Here is an 18212-nt window from a genome sequence, read left to right as displayed (position 1 = left end):
TCAAAGGCCTCCGGAGTTAATTTCCAAAATTGTAACGCAGGGTAAACCCTGAGCGTATGGTAGTCTGAGGAAAAGCTGTAGACACTTTAAATTGTGAGAAGGTATGATCGTAAAAGAACAATACATTCAGACTTTTGGTCAAGGCATAATCGGCCGTAAACTTCAGGGCCCAGATATTCTGTCCGGCTGTTACCTGATTGGTATTGATATCAAGGTTTCTGATCACGGTTACGTTATCCCTCAATGAAAGGTCTGCTTTCAGATTAATATCTCCTCTTAAGATGGTTTGTCTGCCTCCAATATTGGTGGGCAGTCTCACGTCTGAAAAACGATACCCCAAGCCAACAACATACTCATCTCCCCACTGTTCGGTTAGCAGGTTATTATCAAAACTAAGAGCCAGGGCCCGATCTTTTCTTAACTCCGCCTGAATACTGACCGAGTTCTTCATCTCAAAATCAACCCTTACAAGTGGGTTAAACATCTCGATCAGGGTAGCATTGGTATACAAGATCTCATTCTTAAAATTCCCCGCCTGATCAAAGCCGGTACCATCCTCATAATCCAGGTTGGCTCTGAATCCATTAATACTGTAACTGGACCTGTAAGCATGGGTCAGGGAAAATCTTCTGAACTTCTCTCTGAACCAGCCCATTCTCATCAAACCGGTATATTTCATGGTCCAGTTGGGCAGTGGCACATCTCTAAAAGCCTTCAGTGCAACATCATTCGCATCCTGCCCTGTATAGGCCGCCACAAAAGCAGGCAGTAAAACAGACTGATTGGTAGGGCCATACCCGGCAGGGAATTCTGTAGCATTCGGATCGGCAGGCTGCCCGGCCAGGCGCTGAGCGATCAACAGGCGATTTGCACTAAACTCATTAAACAAGTCTGAATTATCCTGAGATTGTGAAGAGAAGGAGGTCTTCAGCATGATCCCTGAAATAGAAAAGTCTCCAAACCTGTTTTGGATCAAAGGATTATAATCCAGCAACCCATCTCCGTCAAGATCAGTAACATTGTAATTCTCTGAGTAGTTCTCAGAAAAAGTCCTGTCGGCCACGAGATCTATGGTCAACTCCGGTAAGGGTTCAAGATTAGCAGTCACATTTAACTGCTCTCTCTCGCTTTGAGTATACTGCTGGTTGAATTCGGGGAAGGTTGTTAACCATCCCTTCCTGGCGGCTTCATACCGCACCTCTGCCTGGCTTCCGAAAACGAATCCCGGAGATGGCCGCAAGGTTCCCAGAAACCCGATAGACTGGGTATACCCGGGAAGTAATTTACCGCGGTTATTGGTATAGGTCATATTGATCCGTTTCAGCATAGTCACCAATCCAACAACAGTGTTCCTGAAACCATATTTCTTGTTCACATTCACGGGCCCTCGTTCATCTCTTCCCCCGTCCTGATCAGGAATAGCACTCCTGCCCTGTCTACGGGCCGAGGTACCACTGCCGTCTTTCTGCACCAGCCCCAGGTAAGAATAAAGCCTGTCCATCCCTAAGGCTGCATTAATATCATGGGTGCTTGCATTCTGGACCGTATTCAGATCTTCTCCGGCAACCTGGTTTAAGACATCACTTCCTCTTTGCCAATTAAAATCACCGGTATAAGAGTAGGTCGCATCAATAAAATTAAGGAGCGGAATCTTATTAAATGGCAGCGTATAATTAAGTTGCAGCTGCTGATTTCTTCGGTTAGGATCACCTGTATTCCAAAAATCATCCCAGAGCCCAAGCGCAGGGTCTACTATACGATCTCCATTAGTATCCTGGGTAAAATAATTTCGTACGATATTATTATTAGAAGCCGTAAAATTCAGCTGCAATGATCTTGAGAGATTGTAATTAAGGGCAAACTGCCAATCATAAAGATAGTTTCGCTGTTGAAGCTCGGGAAGCCCTAAAAGGTCTGCCCCACCACCAAAACCGAGCACCTGTCGGAAACTCTGACGGTTAAAGGTCCTGGTATATCCCGTATTGGCAGAGATACTTGTTGGCAGTAAATTAAAATTGAAATCTTTAAGCCATTGCCAGTAAGCTCCCTTCAAAATGGAGTCGGCATTTTTAAAAGGTACTACTTCAGCGGGCTCAAAATTATAACTGTACAATACGCCGGTCTTTACATTCTGATCGCGGAAATTTTCAATTTCGAAGTCCCTGTGATCAGTTTGATTATAGGCATAATTAAAGGTGAAGTTCTCTATATCAAAGAAATCAGCGCGCTGCTCCTCACCCCTGGCCTTACGAACCCCGATCAGGTTGATACTTTTTCTTTTGGTATAGTCCTGGGCCTGTTCTTCAATGATCTGTGCTTCCTGAGGCGTTGCGGCGGCCGCAATACGGTCGTCCAGCTTAAGGTCCTGGTAGAGCGGATCAAATTCAGGAGTGATCAAAGCCTCAGACACACTGTAATTCAACGGCACCTGGATACCCCAATTTTTTGGCAACAACTGACCGAGATTCACATTGGTATTCAGGTTGTACTGTTGCACATCTTCGCGCGCCCTGTCGTTTGGCAACTGATCAAGGGCTCCAAAACCGGAGGTGCTCATACTTCCGGTAGCAGAGATATTGGCAAAATCGGCCAGATTGGCATCAATGGTAGTAATGGCCGCCCAGCCTCCCTCATTATCTAACTCAGCAAGTCGTAATTCGTTAAACCACACCTCACCGCAAACATCATCACCCAGGGTTTGGCTTGGGTTCTTTACCCCTACCATAACAGCCCTTATATTTCCAATACTCGGATTCCCCTTGATCCCGATACGCTGCTCCCCTATTTGTCGCGGCGCGAATTCAGGAACCGGATTTCCCTGTTCATCGTAAAAGGTAAGCTGCTGCAGACTCCCTGAGGCAATAGCCTGTGATTTCACATCAGAAAGCACCGACATCAACAGGTCGATACTGTTTTCTTCAGGCCAGATCCCGGCAGGATCTGAAGTCCCCGGCGGGGTAACTCTTAAGGGCACTTCTACCTGGTAATAGTTTTCACTGAAATCGGTACCAAAACGCAAAAAGCCAACCAGCTCTCTATCCCGGAGAGAGACGTTATTAAAGGCTTCAGCGTGCATGAACATCTTCAATCTTTTATATTGACGAATGTCTATGTTCACATTTTTAAACACCCCTCTGGAATCGGTAGGTTCCAGGTCGCAAACTGCAAACGAGAGCGATTGCTCATTCTGCCTTACAATGGTATTGTTGTTATTTAACTGCTCGCGAAAAACTCCGGGAGGTAAGCGGTAAGGTATCGGGGTACGCTGCTCGTTCTCAAGAATGTTTACTGTATTCACATCTACAAAGGTGCCGTCATCTTCCGGGTTCGGATCAGTTTCTTCCTGGAAGCTGCGGGTAAAGTTTCGCCAGTCTCCACGAACCAGGTCGAGGGTACCAAACCTCAAGGTTACCGGTTCAGCAAATCCTGTAAGAAACATTCTCATATAACTGATTGAACGGATGTCGGTAATGCCCCCTATAGCTTCATCAAAATCGTCAATCGGAACTTTAAACTGGATCCATCGTACACGGTATTGCTGATTATCGGGAGTCTGAATATCTACTTCCCTGATATCGGATACATAGTCGTCGGTACGTTGAATATTAGGCGTGATAGGTATTCTGTATTGAAAATAGCTATCTACCGTATTCATGGTAAGGTCGCGATTTATATCCTCCACATCAGGAAGGGTCGTGGCTCCTCTGCTGGTATTATCAACATTTACCGGAGAGTTCCCCTGGGGGTTATTGTAATTGAAATATCTTTCCTGAATACCTCCACTACGACTCAGGTAAAACTCGTAATTATCAAGGGCCGGATCAGGTCCGTTATTCCCATAGATCACCGCCTCTTCATCATCCAGCAATCCGTCAAAACCAGCATCCTGTATACTTCGGTTGGCCGTATCTGCATCAAAGGCGTAAACCAACGACTGAGAAGCCGGCACCTTACCAAAACTGGTGGTGTTTACCAGGGCAGGGTTATCGGTTACAGGCAACCCGTTCTCATATTGCTTTCGACCGTCTTTCAGGATATCTTCATTGATATTACCAAGATTAAAGACGAGCTCACCTCCCTGACCCGGCTGTACTCCATCCTGATAATATGGATCTAAAAGCCAAAACTGAATGTACTCCACATTGGCCTGCTCAAAGTTGGTACTGCTTACTGAACGCATAATACCACCCCATCTTTGATCGGCACTCAAAGCATCAAACGAGTTATTGGCATTATAAGGCCCCTTAGTATCCGGATAATACACCACATCAAGGGTAGGCTGCACCAGGGTTTGTCCCTGGGCAACATCCTGCTGCGGAAAGATCTCATCTATAAAGATCCTTCGGGTCCTGTTATCAGAAAGATCTGCATTGGTTACTCCATCGGGACGCTGCGAACTGTAAAAGATAGGGTCAATGGTATACCACGACATCTTAGCGCGCTGACCTCCCGAAGCCAGGTTATTATTTTCCAATTCACCCCCATACCCCAAGGGCGCACTGGCCAGCGACCAGGCCAGGGCCGATCGAATATCTATAAAAGCCTGGGCTCCTTCAAAATCGTCGAGGTAAGAAGTTGTTTCCCCATTAAAATCGGCATTTTTAGGAGATCCCGGCAACAGGTATGCAAAATCACTACGCACAGAAATATTGGAAGGAGCATCCGTATCAATATTCGGAAGCTTATTGACCAACCTGGTCATGAATGGCATTTCTGTGGAATAATTGAGATTTACCCCAACAATGGTATTGTTTACCGGCTCTACCCCGAAATTGGCTTTTTGGGTGAGAGGTCTTTCGTTTAAATTAAGTAAGGTACCTCCAAGAGTTAACTTCTTACCAAAGCGATGCTCGATGTTCAACCCTGAGAATCGCCTGGTCTGCTGACCGAAGACCGCATTATTTTCAACAGAAACCTCTATTGGAACGTTGGAAGCCCTTAACCCCTCATCAAGTATCTGCACCGTACCGGCCTGGTAATTTACAGTGTAATCAATCCCTTCCTGCAGCAATCTTCCACCTGCCCGAACCTGTACCGAGCCGCGGGGTACATTAAAGGCCCCAATGGGAATTCCGCCGGAACTCTCTGCCTTATAGCGTCCCTTAAGCATGAACTTGTTCTTGTCTGCTTCTTCAAGCGCTGCCGCCTTAGTCAGCTTATAAAGGTCCCGAAACACATAACGCTCCTGGTTGGGGTTGTTTGGGGTAAAATTAGGATCATCGTAATTAGCTCCATCTCCCAAAAGATCGTACAAGTACTCTCCAAAAGGTTCCACCTTAGTGAAAATAATACGTCCGTTCTGGGTATCTACCGTAATCCCCGGCAGAAAATCAAAGAAACCATCTCCACCATTCTGTGGGTCATTGTAAATATTAAGTCGATCCAGGTTAAACACATCCAGTAAGATCCGCTCTTCAAGGCCCTGGGGCCAGGTAGTCTCATCAACAGGAGAAATATAATTTACCGGACTGGGGTCTACATAAAGCAGGTTCATACGAAAATCTTCCTGTAATAACTGGTAGGCTCCGGTGGCATAGATATTCTTCATCATCAGGTCCCAAACCGGATCGTTCACATTGGTTATGTTACTTTTTAACATCTTCAGCACCAATGCCTGCGGATTTACTGCGGAAACGATCCCATTGGTAGATTCGAAGGTGGTGGCATTTACCCCATCATTGGCAAATTCACCCACCTGGTAGACCTCTCCGTTATAGGTATATTGATAGGCTACTGCCAAAACCTCATCATTACTGAGCTTCTGTGTAAGGGAAATATATCCAAGCTGTGTATCCAATTTAAAATCCCGACCCTCCTGCAATTTCCTGGCATTCTCAAGAATAGCGTAATCAAAGCCCTGGTTGGTCATATAGGCCCCGGTATTGAACCCTTGCTGTACCGTGGCAATATCTCTGATATTGTCGTTAAGCGCAGAGCCCGCTCCTCCCATATTTAAAGGGTTATAGGCATTGGCATCATTCCTTGGCAGATTATTACCCAGTGCAAAAAAGCCAGCCGGAGCATTTGCATTGATCCTTGTATTTTCAGGTGTAGGCTCCCCAAGATCTTGTACTGCAACAACATTTCTTACATTTTCGGTACGTTGGATCCTGTTGGTTACCCAAACCTCAATTCGGGTAATCTGCACCTGGCTTCTGATAAAGGGATAATTCTCTAGAGCCGTGTCATATTGATCCCTAAAAAACTGAGACAGGAAAAAGTGCCTGTCTTCGTCATAATCAAGGGCAAGAATTTCGAACTCATTTATGGTACCCCCTCCCTGGGCGGTTATATTTCTGCTTTGTGATCGTTGCTCTGAGAAAACGCCGGTTACCGTTGTATTTCCGAACTGCAGCTGTGTCTTAACCCCGAAGAGGCTTTGAGCCCCTTTAATCAGGGAGCTGTTAATGGGCATAGACACATTACCGATCTCTATTTTTTGAAGTATCTCATCTTCAGTGGGGGTGTACTCCATCTTTATGAGATTCTGAAAATCGAAGGTAGCTTCAGTATCGTACTGGGCATTAATATTCAGCCGTGTACCGATTTTCCCTAACAGACTCAGCGAAATACGCTGATCAAAGTCAAACGAAAAATTACTTCTGTTTCGTGGCGATAAGGCCGGGTTGTCATTTTTCTGATATCGCAATCCGAGATCCATTGCCACAGACCCCTGGGGTATTACTTCTATGGTATTACCTCCGAAGACACTTTGAAAGAAATCGGAATTCACATAAAACGAGGGCAGTAGATTTTTCTGCCCCTCTTCATCGCCTGACCTGCCCGTAACAGCATCGATCTTTTCATGAAAATAAGATCGCATCTCCTGCTTTAATATCAGTTCCCTGTATTGGTCGGGAGTGAGGATCAAAGGGTACCTGGTATCAAAAGCCCCTACTTTTTCCGTATAGATATACCTGTCAAGAGCAGGGTCATAGGTGTATTTACTGATGATGTCAGCCGGGTTTTTCAGCTTAATCTTTCCAAGCGATACCCCGGTCTGTACCGAGTCTTGCGGCTGTGGATCTGTCTCCTGAGCGTAAGACAGCACACCTACAAAAACACAGAGAATTGTGAATACAGCTTTTTTAAGTTGGTTAAGCAATTTGTTGGCTGATTTGATAAATCCACAGAGCGCCTATAAACTTTTCAGGGCTCCTTTAATTATTTCTTCCACTCCGGAGTCGGGGGACTCTTTCATGATCTTATTAACTACTTTTTCTGATTGTTTTCTTGTATAACCCAATACCTCTAATGCAGATAACGCTTCATCTCTTGCCGTATTGTCCTGAACTGCGGCCACTTCTTCCATGCCGTACAATTTCACCACCTTATCTCTAAGGTCAATGATAACTCTTTGGGCTGTTTTGGCTCCGATTCCTTTGACCGACTGAATAGAAGTTACATCATTAGATGCTATAGCCTCCATGATCTCCTGTGGTGTCATTGAACTCAACATCGTTCGGGCAGTACTGGCTCCTATACCGGAAACAGAGATCAGTAACTTAAAGATCTCCCTTTCTCCCTTATCAAAAAAGCCGTATAAGGTATGAGCATCTTCCCTGACGATAAGATGAGTAAACAATTTAATGTTTTCTTGCGAAGGAATTCTGGAATAGGTGTAGAGTGAAACGTTGATAAAATATCCTACTCCATTACATTCCACGATGACCTCGGTCGGATTTTTCTCAACGAGTTTTCCGTTAATATGTGCAATCATTACAGCAAATAGGTTAACGCCTCAAATGTACTAAAATAAATCACAATTAAGGCATTAACCATCTGCTGCCACCCGCCTTAGGGGACGGATTATAAATTAGCCCTCTTCTCTTTCTCCTGGGCGTCTACCACTGCCACAGCAGCCATATTAACAATTTCATCTACCCCGGCTCCCAGCTGCAATACGTGAACCGGCTTTGCCATACCCAGTAGAATAGGACCTACCGAGTCGGCATTGTCCATCTCCTTGATAAGTTTATAGGTGATGTTTGCCGATTCAAGGTTCGGAAACACCAGGGTATTCACCTTCTTCCCGGCGATCTTTGAAAATGGGAATTTGCTCTTCAACATTTCCGGGTTAAGGGCAAAATCCGATTGGATCTCCCCATCTACACAGATCTCCGGAAAATATCGGTGAAGATATTCCACTGCTTCACTTACCTTGGTTGCATTCGGGTTCTTAGACGACCCGAAGTTAGCATAAGACAACATGGCAATTACAGGTTCTTCTCCAAACAATTTTGCAGCCTGAGCTGTTAACTGAGTGATCTTTGCAAGTTCTTTGGCTGTAGGATCTATGTTGATAGAGGTGTCTGCCAGGAACAACGGACCGCGATCAGTGATCATCAGGTTCATAGCCGCTACCCTTGACACTCCCGGAGCCTTTCCGATAAGCTCAAACAAAGGCTTTATCACTGTTGGGTATGAGCGGGAATATCCCGATATCATGCCGTCTGCATGACCTTCATTAACCATCATGGCCGCATAATAGTTGCGGTCGCGAATTTTTTTCTGCGCCTCGTATAAGGTGATACCATCGCGTTTGCGAAGTTCCCAAAGATTTCGGGCATAAAGTTCCTTATTAGGATCTTTCTCATCACCCTTAGGGTCTATGATCTCGATATCACCTTCAAATTCGATCTCTTCCATCAACTCATGGATCACTTCTTTTCTTCCTAAAAGAATTGGAATAGCGATCCTTTCATCATAAACGATCTGGGCAGCCTTTAAAACATCGAGATGATCTCCTTCGGGGAAAACAATTTTCTTCGGGTTTGTTCTTGCCCTGTTATGAAGTAACCTTACCATTTTATGGTCGTTACCCAGTCTTTGCAGCAGGTCTTCCTTATAGGCCTCCCAATCTGTAATAGGTGCTTTAGCCACTCCACTATCCATAGCTGCTTTGGCTACTGCCGGAGGAACAGAACCGATCAGTCTCGGATCAAAGGGCTTTGGTATGATGTAATCTCTGCCAAAAGTCAGCCTGGTCTCACCATAGGCAATATTTACCTGCTCGGGCACCGGTTCTTTAGCCAGTTCGGCCAACGCTTTTACCGCTGCCATCTTCATTTCTTCATTTATACTGGTAGCCCTTACATCCATGGCTCCCCTGAAAATAAACGGAAAGCCAAGTACATTGTTCACCTGGTTAGGGTGGTCTGAACGCCCTGTAGCCATAATGATATCTTCTCTGGTATTGATAGCCAGATCGTACTCGATCTCCGGATCAGGATTTGCCATGGCAAAAACAATAGGATCATTGCTCATAGATAACAGCATTTCCGGACTCACGATATTGGCTATAGACAGCCCGATAAACACATCAGCATCCTTCAAGGCTTCCTCGAGGGTATCTATTTTTCTATCCGTGGCAAATTCCAGTTTCTCAGCAGAAAGGTTCTCGCGATCTTTACGAATAACTCCTTTACTGTCAAGCATTACGATATTCTCTGAACGGGCTCCAAAAGCCTTGTAAAGACGGGTACAGGATACTGCTGCTGCTCCGGCCCCACTGATCACGATCCGAACATCTTCTATCTTTTTTTCAGCGATCTCTAAGGCATTTAACAAGGCAGCCGCAGAAATTATGGCAGTACCATGCTGGTCATCATGCATTACAGGAATATCCAGCTCTTCTTTTAAACGTCTCTCGATCTCAAAAGCCTCAGGAGCCTTGATATCTTCGAGGTTGATCCCTCCGAACGTAGGTGCAATGGTTTTTACGGTCTCCACGAACTTGTCAACATCTTTGGTATCCAGTTCAATATCGATCCCGTCAAGGTCTGCAAAGATCTTAAAGAGCAACCCCTTCCCTTCCATTACAGGCTTGGAAGCTTCCGGACCAATATCTCCCAGTCCGAGAACCGCAGTTCCGTTCGAGATCACAGCCACCAGATTACCCTTGATGGTATACTTGTAAACGTTCTCTACGTTTTTCTCGATCTCAAGGCAGGGCTCTGCCACCCCCGGCGAATAGGCCAGGGCCAGATCTCTTTGGGTTGAGTATTTCTTAGTAGGTACGATCTTGATCTTTCCCGGCCTGGGCTTGGCGTGGTAGATCAAGGCTTCTCTTCGTTTAGTAGCTTTGCTCATAGTCGTTTGTTTGTCTTGCAAAGTTAAAAGAATAATGAAGCTAAAATCCTAATAAACGGAAATGAAATTGAAATTAATTAGAGGGCCTCTTCCGGAGGTACAAGCGCATCGAGTTTAATCCGCAGGTCATCAGAAATGATATCAAGACCCAGCTGGTATGACGCATTCATCCATCCAAATCCTGAGGTAGTAATATAGTCGAACTCGGTACCTACATTACCGTATTCAGCATACACCTTATGGGTACATTCAACCACATCGTACTTTTCAGGAATGGTGCCGTTGTAATCAACAGCGTTTTTGGTGATCATCCACAACCAACGGTAAGCCAACTCCTCGGCCTCCTCCTGGTATCCGTACCGCTGCAATCCTGACCAGATCATCATTTGGTGAGGTGCCCAACCATTTGGGTAATCCCATTGCCGTTGAATATCATTGAGCGCATACTTCTCTACCGATTCTTTTGAGGTTGAAGCAATACCACAGTGCTCTACCAGGGTTTCATTTAACCGGTTGAGCATTAATTCAGCCTGTTCAGCACTAGCCAGCCCGGCCCATAAAGGAATATAATTGGTGGCCGATTCAAAATCTGTTCTCGATCCTGTTGCAAGGTTATAATCATAATACCCTCCTTTTTCCTGGTCCCACATAAGAATATTCATCATTTCTCTTCGCTCCTCTGCCCTCTCCTCCCAATAAGAAGGGGTATAACTTTTACCATTGGGATGATCAAAGTTGCCACCAAAATACTTATCGATCAGAAACGCAAGGTCCTTTTCATATTTATACAACAGGGCGTTCAAGCCTACCGTATTAAGATCGGCACACACCTTCTCCAGTCGCCAGGAAGTGTCATGACCGCTTTCACGTAGGCTGCGATCATGTAAAAAGTAGTTATCCAGTAACGGATCAAGGATCTCTCCCGATTGATACTTTTCTACGAATTCGTGCATGGTTAACCCTTCCTTTTCAAATGAATCTCGAGATTCGTTATACCGGTCAGCAAATTCCTGAAGTATTTCGTCAAAATGCCCCTCTTCCGTCTCTGGCGGTATGCCTATCCCTTCTGCATAATACCTGTTCAGTCCGTTGGGAGTCATCCGCTTATTTTCAACCATCCAAACGGTTTCATATTCATCTATGGCTACGCCGGTAACATACCGCAGCCATTCCAGGTCCTCCACCTCCATGGCTTCATATACCCCCCTGATAAAAGAGCTGAGAAAAGGTGGTTGGGTTCTTGTAAGATAATAGGTGCGATTGGCGTTGAGGATCTTTCCGTAATGATCTATCTGGTAGCAGAAGTTATCTACCATTGCCCTGGCAAGGTCTATTCGGCCATCAAGTATGAGACCGATGCTTTCAAAATAACTGTCCCAGCCATACATTTCATTAAACCGTCCGCCGGGCACCACAAAAGGCACCCCTTTACCATTCTCTATCTTAAGTGATAGTATACCGGGTTTATCATTTATTGACTTCACATATTCAGGTGTAACATCTTCGGGAAGAACTTCCATTTTAAAATTGGAGAATTCCCTTTGTAAAGCCCTGAAATAATTCTGAGCAAGGGTGTCTTTAAACGACACATAGATACGTCGGGTTACAGTATCTGATGACTTAGTATCCTCCAGAACACGTTTCAACCCTTTTCGGTCTACCGTTCGGGTCAGGTCGTCCCAATACACCTCCCTAATATTTCTTGAAATTCTTCCCGAAGGGGCCTCTTCAATTCTTTTGATATCAAGAATAGCCACAGAATCTCCCGCTTTCTTTCTCAACGCAAGTTCCTGCAACAGGTTCGAGATATGATAAGTAGACTTGATGGCCACTTCCTTCCCGTTGAGCAAAACAAGCTCAAATCGTTTATCTCCATTATCATCTTTGGTGATCTTCTTATCGCCATCAGTATCTTCATCTTTCAATAAAGCCTCAATACTTTTATTCACATCAACTTCAAGAACTATGTTCTCATGGTTCTTACAACCATAAAATACCATAACACCTAAAACAAGAAAACAAAACAGTTTAATCCTCATAATTTTATGATTACCAAAAATATCCTACAATAAAGGCTGTTAACACCAATAATATTACTGCAAGCTTACGATAGTTCTTATACCAGGGCAAGGCCTGCATCTCTTTGGTTTCCTGGTGAAACAAGGCTGTTTTATAGGTATATTCTTCAACCTTTTCTGGTGCAGGAGGCGCTGTTGCCAACGAAGCTGCCACCAGTATAACAACGCAGATCAAAAACAGAAGCGATGCCTTGGCCAAAAAGTGAATATCGTTAACCACCGGCAGCCATTCATAGATCTGAGAGAAGATCATAAACAACGCCAAAGCTCCACCGGATAATAAGCTGACAATGGCCCCGGTACCGTTAGCCCTTTTCCAAAATAATCCAAGGACAAAGGCTGCTACCGCCGGCGGACTCGTATAAGCGATCACTAATTGCAAATACCCCCATAAAGAATCACTGACACGTTCAATGAACGGCACCCACGCAGAGGCCAGGACCACAAGAATAAGCGTGGCTATCTGCCCAGCTCTTACCAGCTGCTTACTGGTTAACCTGGGATTGATGTTGCGTACAAAATCCATGGTGATCAGGGTTGAAGCAGAATTAAAGGTTGCCGACACCGAAGACATCATGGCGGCCAGCAACCCGGCCACTACCAACCCAAGGATCCCTGTTGGCAATAATTGAAACAGCAATACCGGGTAAGTAAGGTTAGGACACTGAGAAAGATCTGAACAAACCCCTCCGTCAGGCAGGGGGTAATTCAATCCGGAAATATCAAGCCCCTTAAAAAGCATGATGGCCAGAACTCCCGGCACCACCATTATAAAAATTACGGGTAGTTTTAAGAACCCTGCAAACAAGGCTCCCCACCGACCGTGATTAAGATCTTTTGCACCCAAAACCCGCTGAACCATGAACTGGTTATTGGCCCAGAAATAAAAACCGAGCAAAGGTACCCCTGAAAGCAGTCCCCACCAAGGGAGAAATTCGTCATTCCCGGGACGGACAAGGCTGAATACCTCATCTGAATTTTCAGGAATATAATACCCTTCAGCGGCCCTGTTCCCAAATTCAACCTCTCCGTTATTAAGCATGGTATCAAGCCCTGTCATCATTGCCTCCCAACCGCCACCTAACTGATCAAAGGCAAAATAGGTTAATAAACAAGAGCCGATGATCAGTAAAATTGCCTGTATCACCTCAGTCTGTATCACAGAATTCAACCCACCCGGTATCGTATAGGCTGCTGCTGCAATTGCCAAGACAATAATGATGGTGGTTGAGGAGATATCAGGAAAGAGCAACTTTAATACGATACTCCCCACATACAACCCTGCTGCCGTATCAACCAGCACATTCCCAACAATGGTTATAAATGAAAAGTAATACCTAGATCGGCGGTCATAGCGCCTTTCTAGAAATTCCGGCATGGTATACACCCCGGAGCGCAGGTAGAATGGAAGAAAGAATATCGCAAAAAATATGAGTACTACTACTGCATACCATTCATAATTGTATACATGAACATTGGTCTGGTAGGCATCAGATGCCAGGCCTACCAGGGTAGAACTGGAAATATTCGCAGAGAATAATGCAATACCCACAATGGGCCAGGTCATGGTTCTTCCTCCTAAAAAATAATCTTCAGAGCTGTTTCTTTTAGATTTGGAGATTCCGTAAATGATGATCCCAACAAGGTATAGCAGGATCACGATCACATCCAGCGTTTGTAATGAACCCATAATAGTTTTCGGTCTAGCAGTTTAGTATGATCCCCGGAAGCTGTTTTTTCAACTTCCTACATTCCGGGGCAGATTTATGCGTAATTCCTATAAATCATCGCATTTGCTTCCAATATACACAATATTAGACGATAATAAAATTAGGATTATTCCTTCTCCGGTGGAAGCAGAAAGTCGAGGTTGCGTCTTAAACCACTATACTTGGTACGCTTTACGGCCGACTTCTTAAACACCTTTTTAAAAGTCTCTTCCGTGAGTTCAAACCAGTCTTCCCGAGTCATGTCAAGAAGTTCCGGATGGGGTTCAAAGGCTTTTTCCTGGTGAGGTCTTGCAAATCTGTTCCACGGGCATACATCCTGGCACACATCACATCCAAACATCCAGTTGTCCATTTGATCACGAAATTGCCCGGGAAGCTCGTTTTTTAATTCGATCGTCAGATAGGATATGCATTTACTGCCATCTACCACATAGGGCGACACGATGGCTTCAGTAGGGCAGGCATCAATACAGGCCGTACAACTACCACAATGATCGGTTACAGGAGTGTCATATTCAAGTTCAAGATCGATGATTAGTTCTGCTATGAAATAAAAAGAACCCTGCTGCTTGGTAAGAAGGTTGGCATTCTTGCCGATCCACCCCAAACCACTCCGCGCGGCCCATGCCTTGTCAAGTACGGGAGCAGAATCTACAAAGGCCCTGCCATTTATCTCCCCTATCTCGTCCCTGATAAATTGCAGAAGCGACTTGAGCTTATCTTTGATCACAAAATGGTAATCGGTTCCATAGGCATATTTAGATAGTTTCGGTGCCTCAGGGTCTTTTTGCCCTTCTGCAGGATAGTAATTTAACAGCATAGAAACAACAGACCTGGCCCCATCTACCAGCAGAGTCGGGTCGAGTCGCTTATCAAAATGATTTGCCATATACCCCATCTCTCCGTGCATATTCGCATTTAGCCATGACTCAAGTCGCGGAGCTTCCTCCTCCAAAAAACCGGCCCTGGAAATACCACAGGAAAGGAACCCCAGTCTTTTGGCTTCTTCCTTAATAATCCGGCTATATTTTTCTGCCTTACCCATCAACCCAAAGGTAAACAATGATTGAGTTTAATGACGCTAAAGTTATTCCAATAAAAAATGGCCGCTACCCCGGTTGAAGCAGTGACCATCTTTAATCTGTTAAGTTTTGGATCGGCCTAGTTAGAAGAGGCAACGATTGATTTTACTTCATTAATTTCATCAGCAGGAACTCCCAGGGTTTCTGCATGCTTCCTGATTAATTCCTTGTTCTTAGCCTTGTAAATACAGTAGATCTTATCTCCTGTAAAATAACTCTGAACCCACTGTATATCTGCAGACCCCATTTCATGCAATACACCGCAGGAGCCTTTGGTAACCCCCTGAAGATCGGCTACCGAGGAATTCCCGATACCTTCTACATTTCTTTCAATTACATAAGTTTTCATTTCAGAGGTCTCATCGAGCTTTACGATATCCATGTCACCTTCTTTAGCAGTCTCCTGGGCGGAAACAGCAGAAGCGGAAACAACGAACATAGACAGAACAAGAATGCTTTTCAAATTAGTTTTCATATCGATTATTTTATTGGTTACGCTATATTACAACCTCCCTGGCATATACAGCTAAACATTTCAATCAATTCCTACTACATATCATTCACAGTGGAACTTGACAAAATATAATCTGTAGGGTTCATACCATAAGACTGCAGAAAGCAGCGTGTAAAATAAGAAGGGGTATTAAAGCCGCATTTAAAACCTACTTCTGAAATTGAAAGCAAATCATCCCGGAGTAATTTCTTGGCCTTGTACAGACGAAATACACGAACAAAACGGTTTGGTGACATTCCGGTATATTCCCTGCACATCCTGTATAATTTTGAATTGCTGTAATTCATCCTGGCCGAAAGCAATCCAACATCCAGTTCCGGATTCATATAAGAGGCTTCCAGGGTCTGAACCAGTTTAGACAGGAAAGCCTCACGGTCTGCGCTAATGATCTCAATAAGCTCTGAATGCTCTTTCAGACGAGAGTGAAGTAAGCCCTTTGTGGCTCTGCCCAATTCTGAGGACACCAAAATATTGCCACGAAAAGCAGGGTAACTAAGTGATCTTATAGTGGAAAAGGCTTTTTCAAAAAAACCTGAATCAGGGGTTAAAGGCTCTCCTCCACCAACAATAATCTTCAGCTCAAGGGCCGGGGACTTTTGCAAATAAGTGTTGCGAATTTGAAGTGCACATTCCAATAGCTTTTCCAGGGCGACAAACGAATACAAAAACTGACCTTGTTTCAGCATCACCCTTCGGCCTTCAAAAGTACCTGCAAAATTATTCAAAGAGTCATAGGCATAATCTTCCAGAAGTCTAGCCTCATCACGACCATATTGACCGGCCAGCAGGTTAAAATCAGGCAACTTTACATACATCAGGTACCGATAGGCAGAATCTTCGAATATCTTCAATTCTGACCCTTCAACAGCTACAGCGTCTGCGGGATCGGTGAGTCTTCCAAGAAAAGACTCTACAAGGGAGGGATCAACGGGAACAACCTGATTCGGGATCAGCCCATGAGCTTTTTTATGCAACTCATTCACGGCAGCCTCGTCAGGTGCTTCTATCAGGCAAAAAGCCTTGCCCCGTTCTTCATCGAACCAATACGTAATGGCCTTGCAACCATATTCATCCTGGCAATACAAGTCTTTAACGTGAGCTTCTGCAACATCCTCGGCTTTTGCACCCGGAATGATATGCAAATCCATGAACAATGGCATCGGTATTATTGGTTGGTTTGTTAAGAACGTGAATTTAATGAAAATAATCGATATTTAATTGTTTAGCGTTGATTTTCAATACAATGAACAAAAGAGTAAGTCTTTTTTAGGGATGTGTGGTAGGGGGACCGAGCGTTTAAAGGGCCAAACGGCAATGGAAGGTTCTGCGAACCTTTCATAGTGAGGAGCCAGGTGGTACGAGGGGAAGTGGATCTTTTTAGTGAACCTGCCTGGCGGCAGCCAGCGGGGGGCATCCCGACACTTCGGGAGAGGAATTGAGGAATCGAGGAATCGAGGAATCGCGAATTTGAACCTCTTTAATCTCTTAGTAACCAAGTCACTCAGTAACCTGGTCACTTAATTCTGGTCTGTGGTCGGAATATTGTAAGACTGAGGTCCCGACACTTCGGGAGAGAAATCGTAAAATTGATGATCACTTAGGAACCTGGTCACCCGGTAACATTAACCCAATGGCTTATCCGCCAATTTGCCTTATAAGGAAAACAGGTTACTCTGCCCTCCTCCGGGAGTACGCCCAAGGTGTTTATAGGCTAGTTCTGTAACTTCTCGGCCTCTAGGGGTTCTCAAAATAAATCCCTGCTGTATAAGAAAGGGTTCATACACCTCTTCTATGGTCTCGGCACTTTCAGAAACGGCTGTAGCCAGGGTGGTTATTCCTACGGGGCCTCCTTTGAACTTATCGATTATGGTTGCAAGGATCTTATTATCCATCTCATCCAGGCCAAAGGCATCTACATTTAATGCCTTAAGGCCGAATCTTGAGATCTCAATATCGATCTTTCCATTCCCTTTGATCTGGGCAAAATCGCGCACCCTTCTTAATAGGGCATTGGCTATTCTAGGCGTACCGCGACTTCGACCGGCTATCTCGATAGCGGCCTCCATGGTAATGGGTACTTTTAAGATCTGCGCACTTCGCTGTACAATATCTGCAAGAAGTTCGGTGGTATAGTACTGTAATCGGCTGCTAATTCCGAATCTCGCGCGCATGGGTGCGGTGAGCAACCCCGATCTGGTGGTGGCCCCCACCAGGGTAAAAGGACTCAGGTTGATCTGCACAGTACGTGCATTCGGGCCGCTTTCGATCATAATATCGATCTTATAATCTTCCATGGCCGAATACAAATACTCCTCAACCACAGGACTCAGCCGGTGAATTTCATCTATAAAGAGTACATCGCGTTCTTCCAAATTGGTAAGCAAACCGGCCAGATCGCCGGGCTTATCGAGTACCGGTCCTGATGTTACTTTAATATTCACGCCTAACTCATTAGCAAGAATATGGGCCAGGGTAGTCTTTCCCAGTCCGGGGGGACCATGAAAAAGGGTATGGTCAAGAGCCTCGGTTCTCAGGTTAGCCGCCTCGGTGAATACCCGGAGATTCTCCAGCACCTGGTCCTGCCCGGCAAAGTCATCAAAAGACAATGGGCGTAAGGCTCTTTCGATATCGGTTTCTTCCGGGCTAAGGTGGTCTCCTGTGGGGTCTAAGTATTCATTCATATGGCGCGAATATGCAAGCCTTAGGGCTTTGGACA

At 45.0% G+C, this 18212-nt stretch carries 9 protein-coding genes; all 9 read right to left on the bottom strand.

Annotated features, from left to right (window positions below; genetic code table 11):
- Positions 1–16: 16 nt before the first annotated feature.
- On the bottom strand, positions 17–7072 hold the full coding sequence (sov, locus tag E7Z59_RS04390; RefSeq protein WP_449421213.1) for a T9SS outer membrane translocon Sov/SprA: 7056 nt from the start codon (positions 7070–7072) through the stop codon (positions 17–19).
- Positions 7073–7138: 66 nt separating this feature from the next.
- Complete coding sequence (gene ruvA, locus E7Z59_RS04385) at positions 7139–7720, bottom strand: Holliday junction branch migration protein RuvA (RefSeq protein ID WP_136335059.1); 582 nt, start codon at positions 7718–7720, stop codon at positions 7139–7141.
- 89 nt (positions 7721–7809) lie between these two features.
- On the bottom strand, positions 7810–10092 hold the full coding sequence (locus E7Z59_RS04380; protein WP_136335058.1) for an NADP-dependent malic enzyme: 2283 nt from the start codon (positions 10090–10092) through the stop codon (positions 7810–7812).
- 77 nt (positions 10093–10169) lie between these two features.
- Entirely contained in the window at positions 10170–12131 is a 1962-nt protein-coding gene (locus E7Z59_RS04375) for an alpha,alpha-trehalase (protein WP_242015573.1), read from the bottom strand.
- 10 nt (positions 12132–12141) lie between these two features.
- Positions 12142–13860 (bottom strand): sodium:solute symporter, encoded by a 1719-nt coding sequence (locus tag E7Z59_RS04370; RefSeq protein ID WP_136335057.1) that lies wholly within the window; start codon positions 13858–13860, stop codon positions 12142–12144.
- Between the two features lie 146 nt (positions 13861–14006).
- Positions 14007–14945, bottom strand: coding sequence for a tRNA epoxyqueuosine(34) reductase QueG (gene queG, locus E7Z59_RS04365; protein WP_136335056.1), 939 nt, complete (start codon positions 14943–14945; stop codon positions 14007–14009).
- Positions 14946–15061: 116 nt separating this feature from the next.
- A complete protein-coding gene (locus tag E7Z59_RS04360; protein WP_242015574.1) occupies positions 15062–15457 on the bottom strand; it encodes a DUF4242 domain-containing protein in 396 nt (131 codons plus the stop codon).
- A gap of 74 nt (positions 15458–15531) precedes the next feature.
- On the bottom strand, positions 15532–16644 hold the full coding sequence (locus E7Z59_RS04355; RefSeq protein ID WP_168731237.1) for a nickel-binding protein: 1113 nt from the start codon (positions 16642–16644) through the stop codon (positions 15532–15534).
- A 504-nt stretch (positions 16645–17148) separates the two neighbouring features.
- The gene (gene ruvB, locus E7Z59_RS04350) at positions 17149–18177 is read right to left on the bottom strand and encodes a Holliday junction branch migration DNA helicase RuvB (protein WP_136335054.1); all 1029 of its coding nucleotides are present in this window, start codon (positions 18175–18177) and stop codon (positions 17149–17151) included.
- Positions 18178–18212: the final 35 nt, after the last annotated feature.

The sequence above is a fragment of the Robertkochia marina genome (genome assembly GCF_004799345.1).
GTDB lineage: Bacteria > Bacteroidota > Bacteroidia > Flavobacteriales > Flavobacteriaceae > Robertkochia > Robertkochia marina.
The sequence above is the reverse complement of the archived record's forward strand: the minus strand, read 5'-3'. Positions and strand labels throughout refer to the sequence as shown.

Excerpts from the sequence above, each read along its gene's own strand:
- queG (WP_136335056.1), bottom strand. The coding sequence starts at position 14,945 with ATGGGTAAGGCAGAAAAATATAGCCGGATTATTAAGGAAGAAGCCAAA.
- E7Z59_RS04360 (WP_242015574.1), bottom strand. The coding sequence starts at position 15,457 with ATGAAAACTAATTTGAAAAGCATTCTTGTTCTGTCTATGTTCGTTGTT.
- E7Z59_RS04380 (WP_136335058.1), bottom strand. The coding sequence starts at position 10,092 with ATGAGCAAAGCTACTAAACGAAGAGAAGCCTTGATCTACCACGCCAAG.
- ruvB (WP_136335054.1), bottom strand. The coding sequence starts at position 18,177 with ATGAATGAATACTTAGACCCCACAGGAGACCACCTTAGCCCGGAAGAA.
- E7Z59_RS04370 (WP_136335057.1), bottom strand. The coding sequence starts at position 13,860 with ATGGGTTCATTACAAACGCTGGATGTGATCGTGATCCTGCTATACCTT.
- E7Z59_RS04355 (WP_168731237.1), bottom strand. The coding sequence starts at position 16,644 with ATGGATTTGCATATCATTCCGGGTGCAAAAGCCGAGGATGTTGCAGAA.
- ruvA (WP_136335059.1), bottom strand. The coding sequence starts at position 7,720 with ATGATTGCACATATTAACGGAAAACTCGTTGAGAAAAATCCGACCGAG.
- E7Z59_RS04375 (WP_242015573.1), bottom strand. The coding sequence starts at position 12,131 with ATGAGGATTAAACTGTTTTGTTTTCTTGTTTTAGGTGTTATGGTATTT.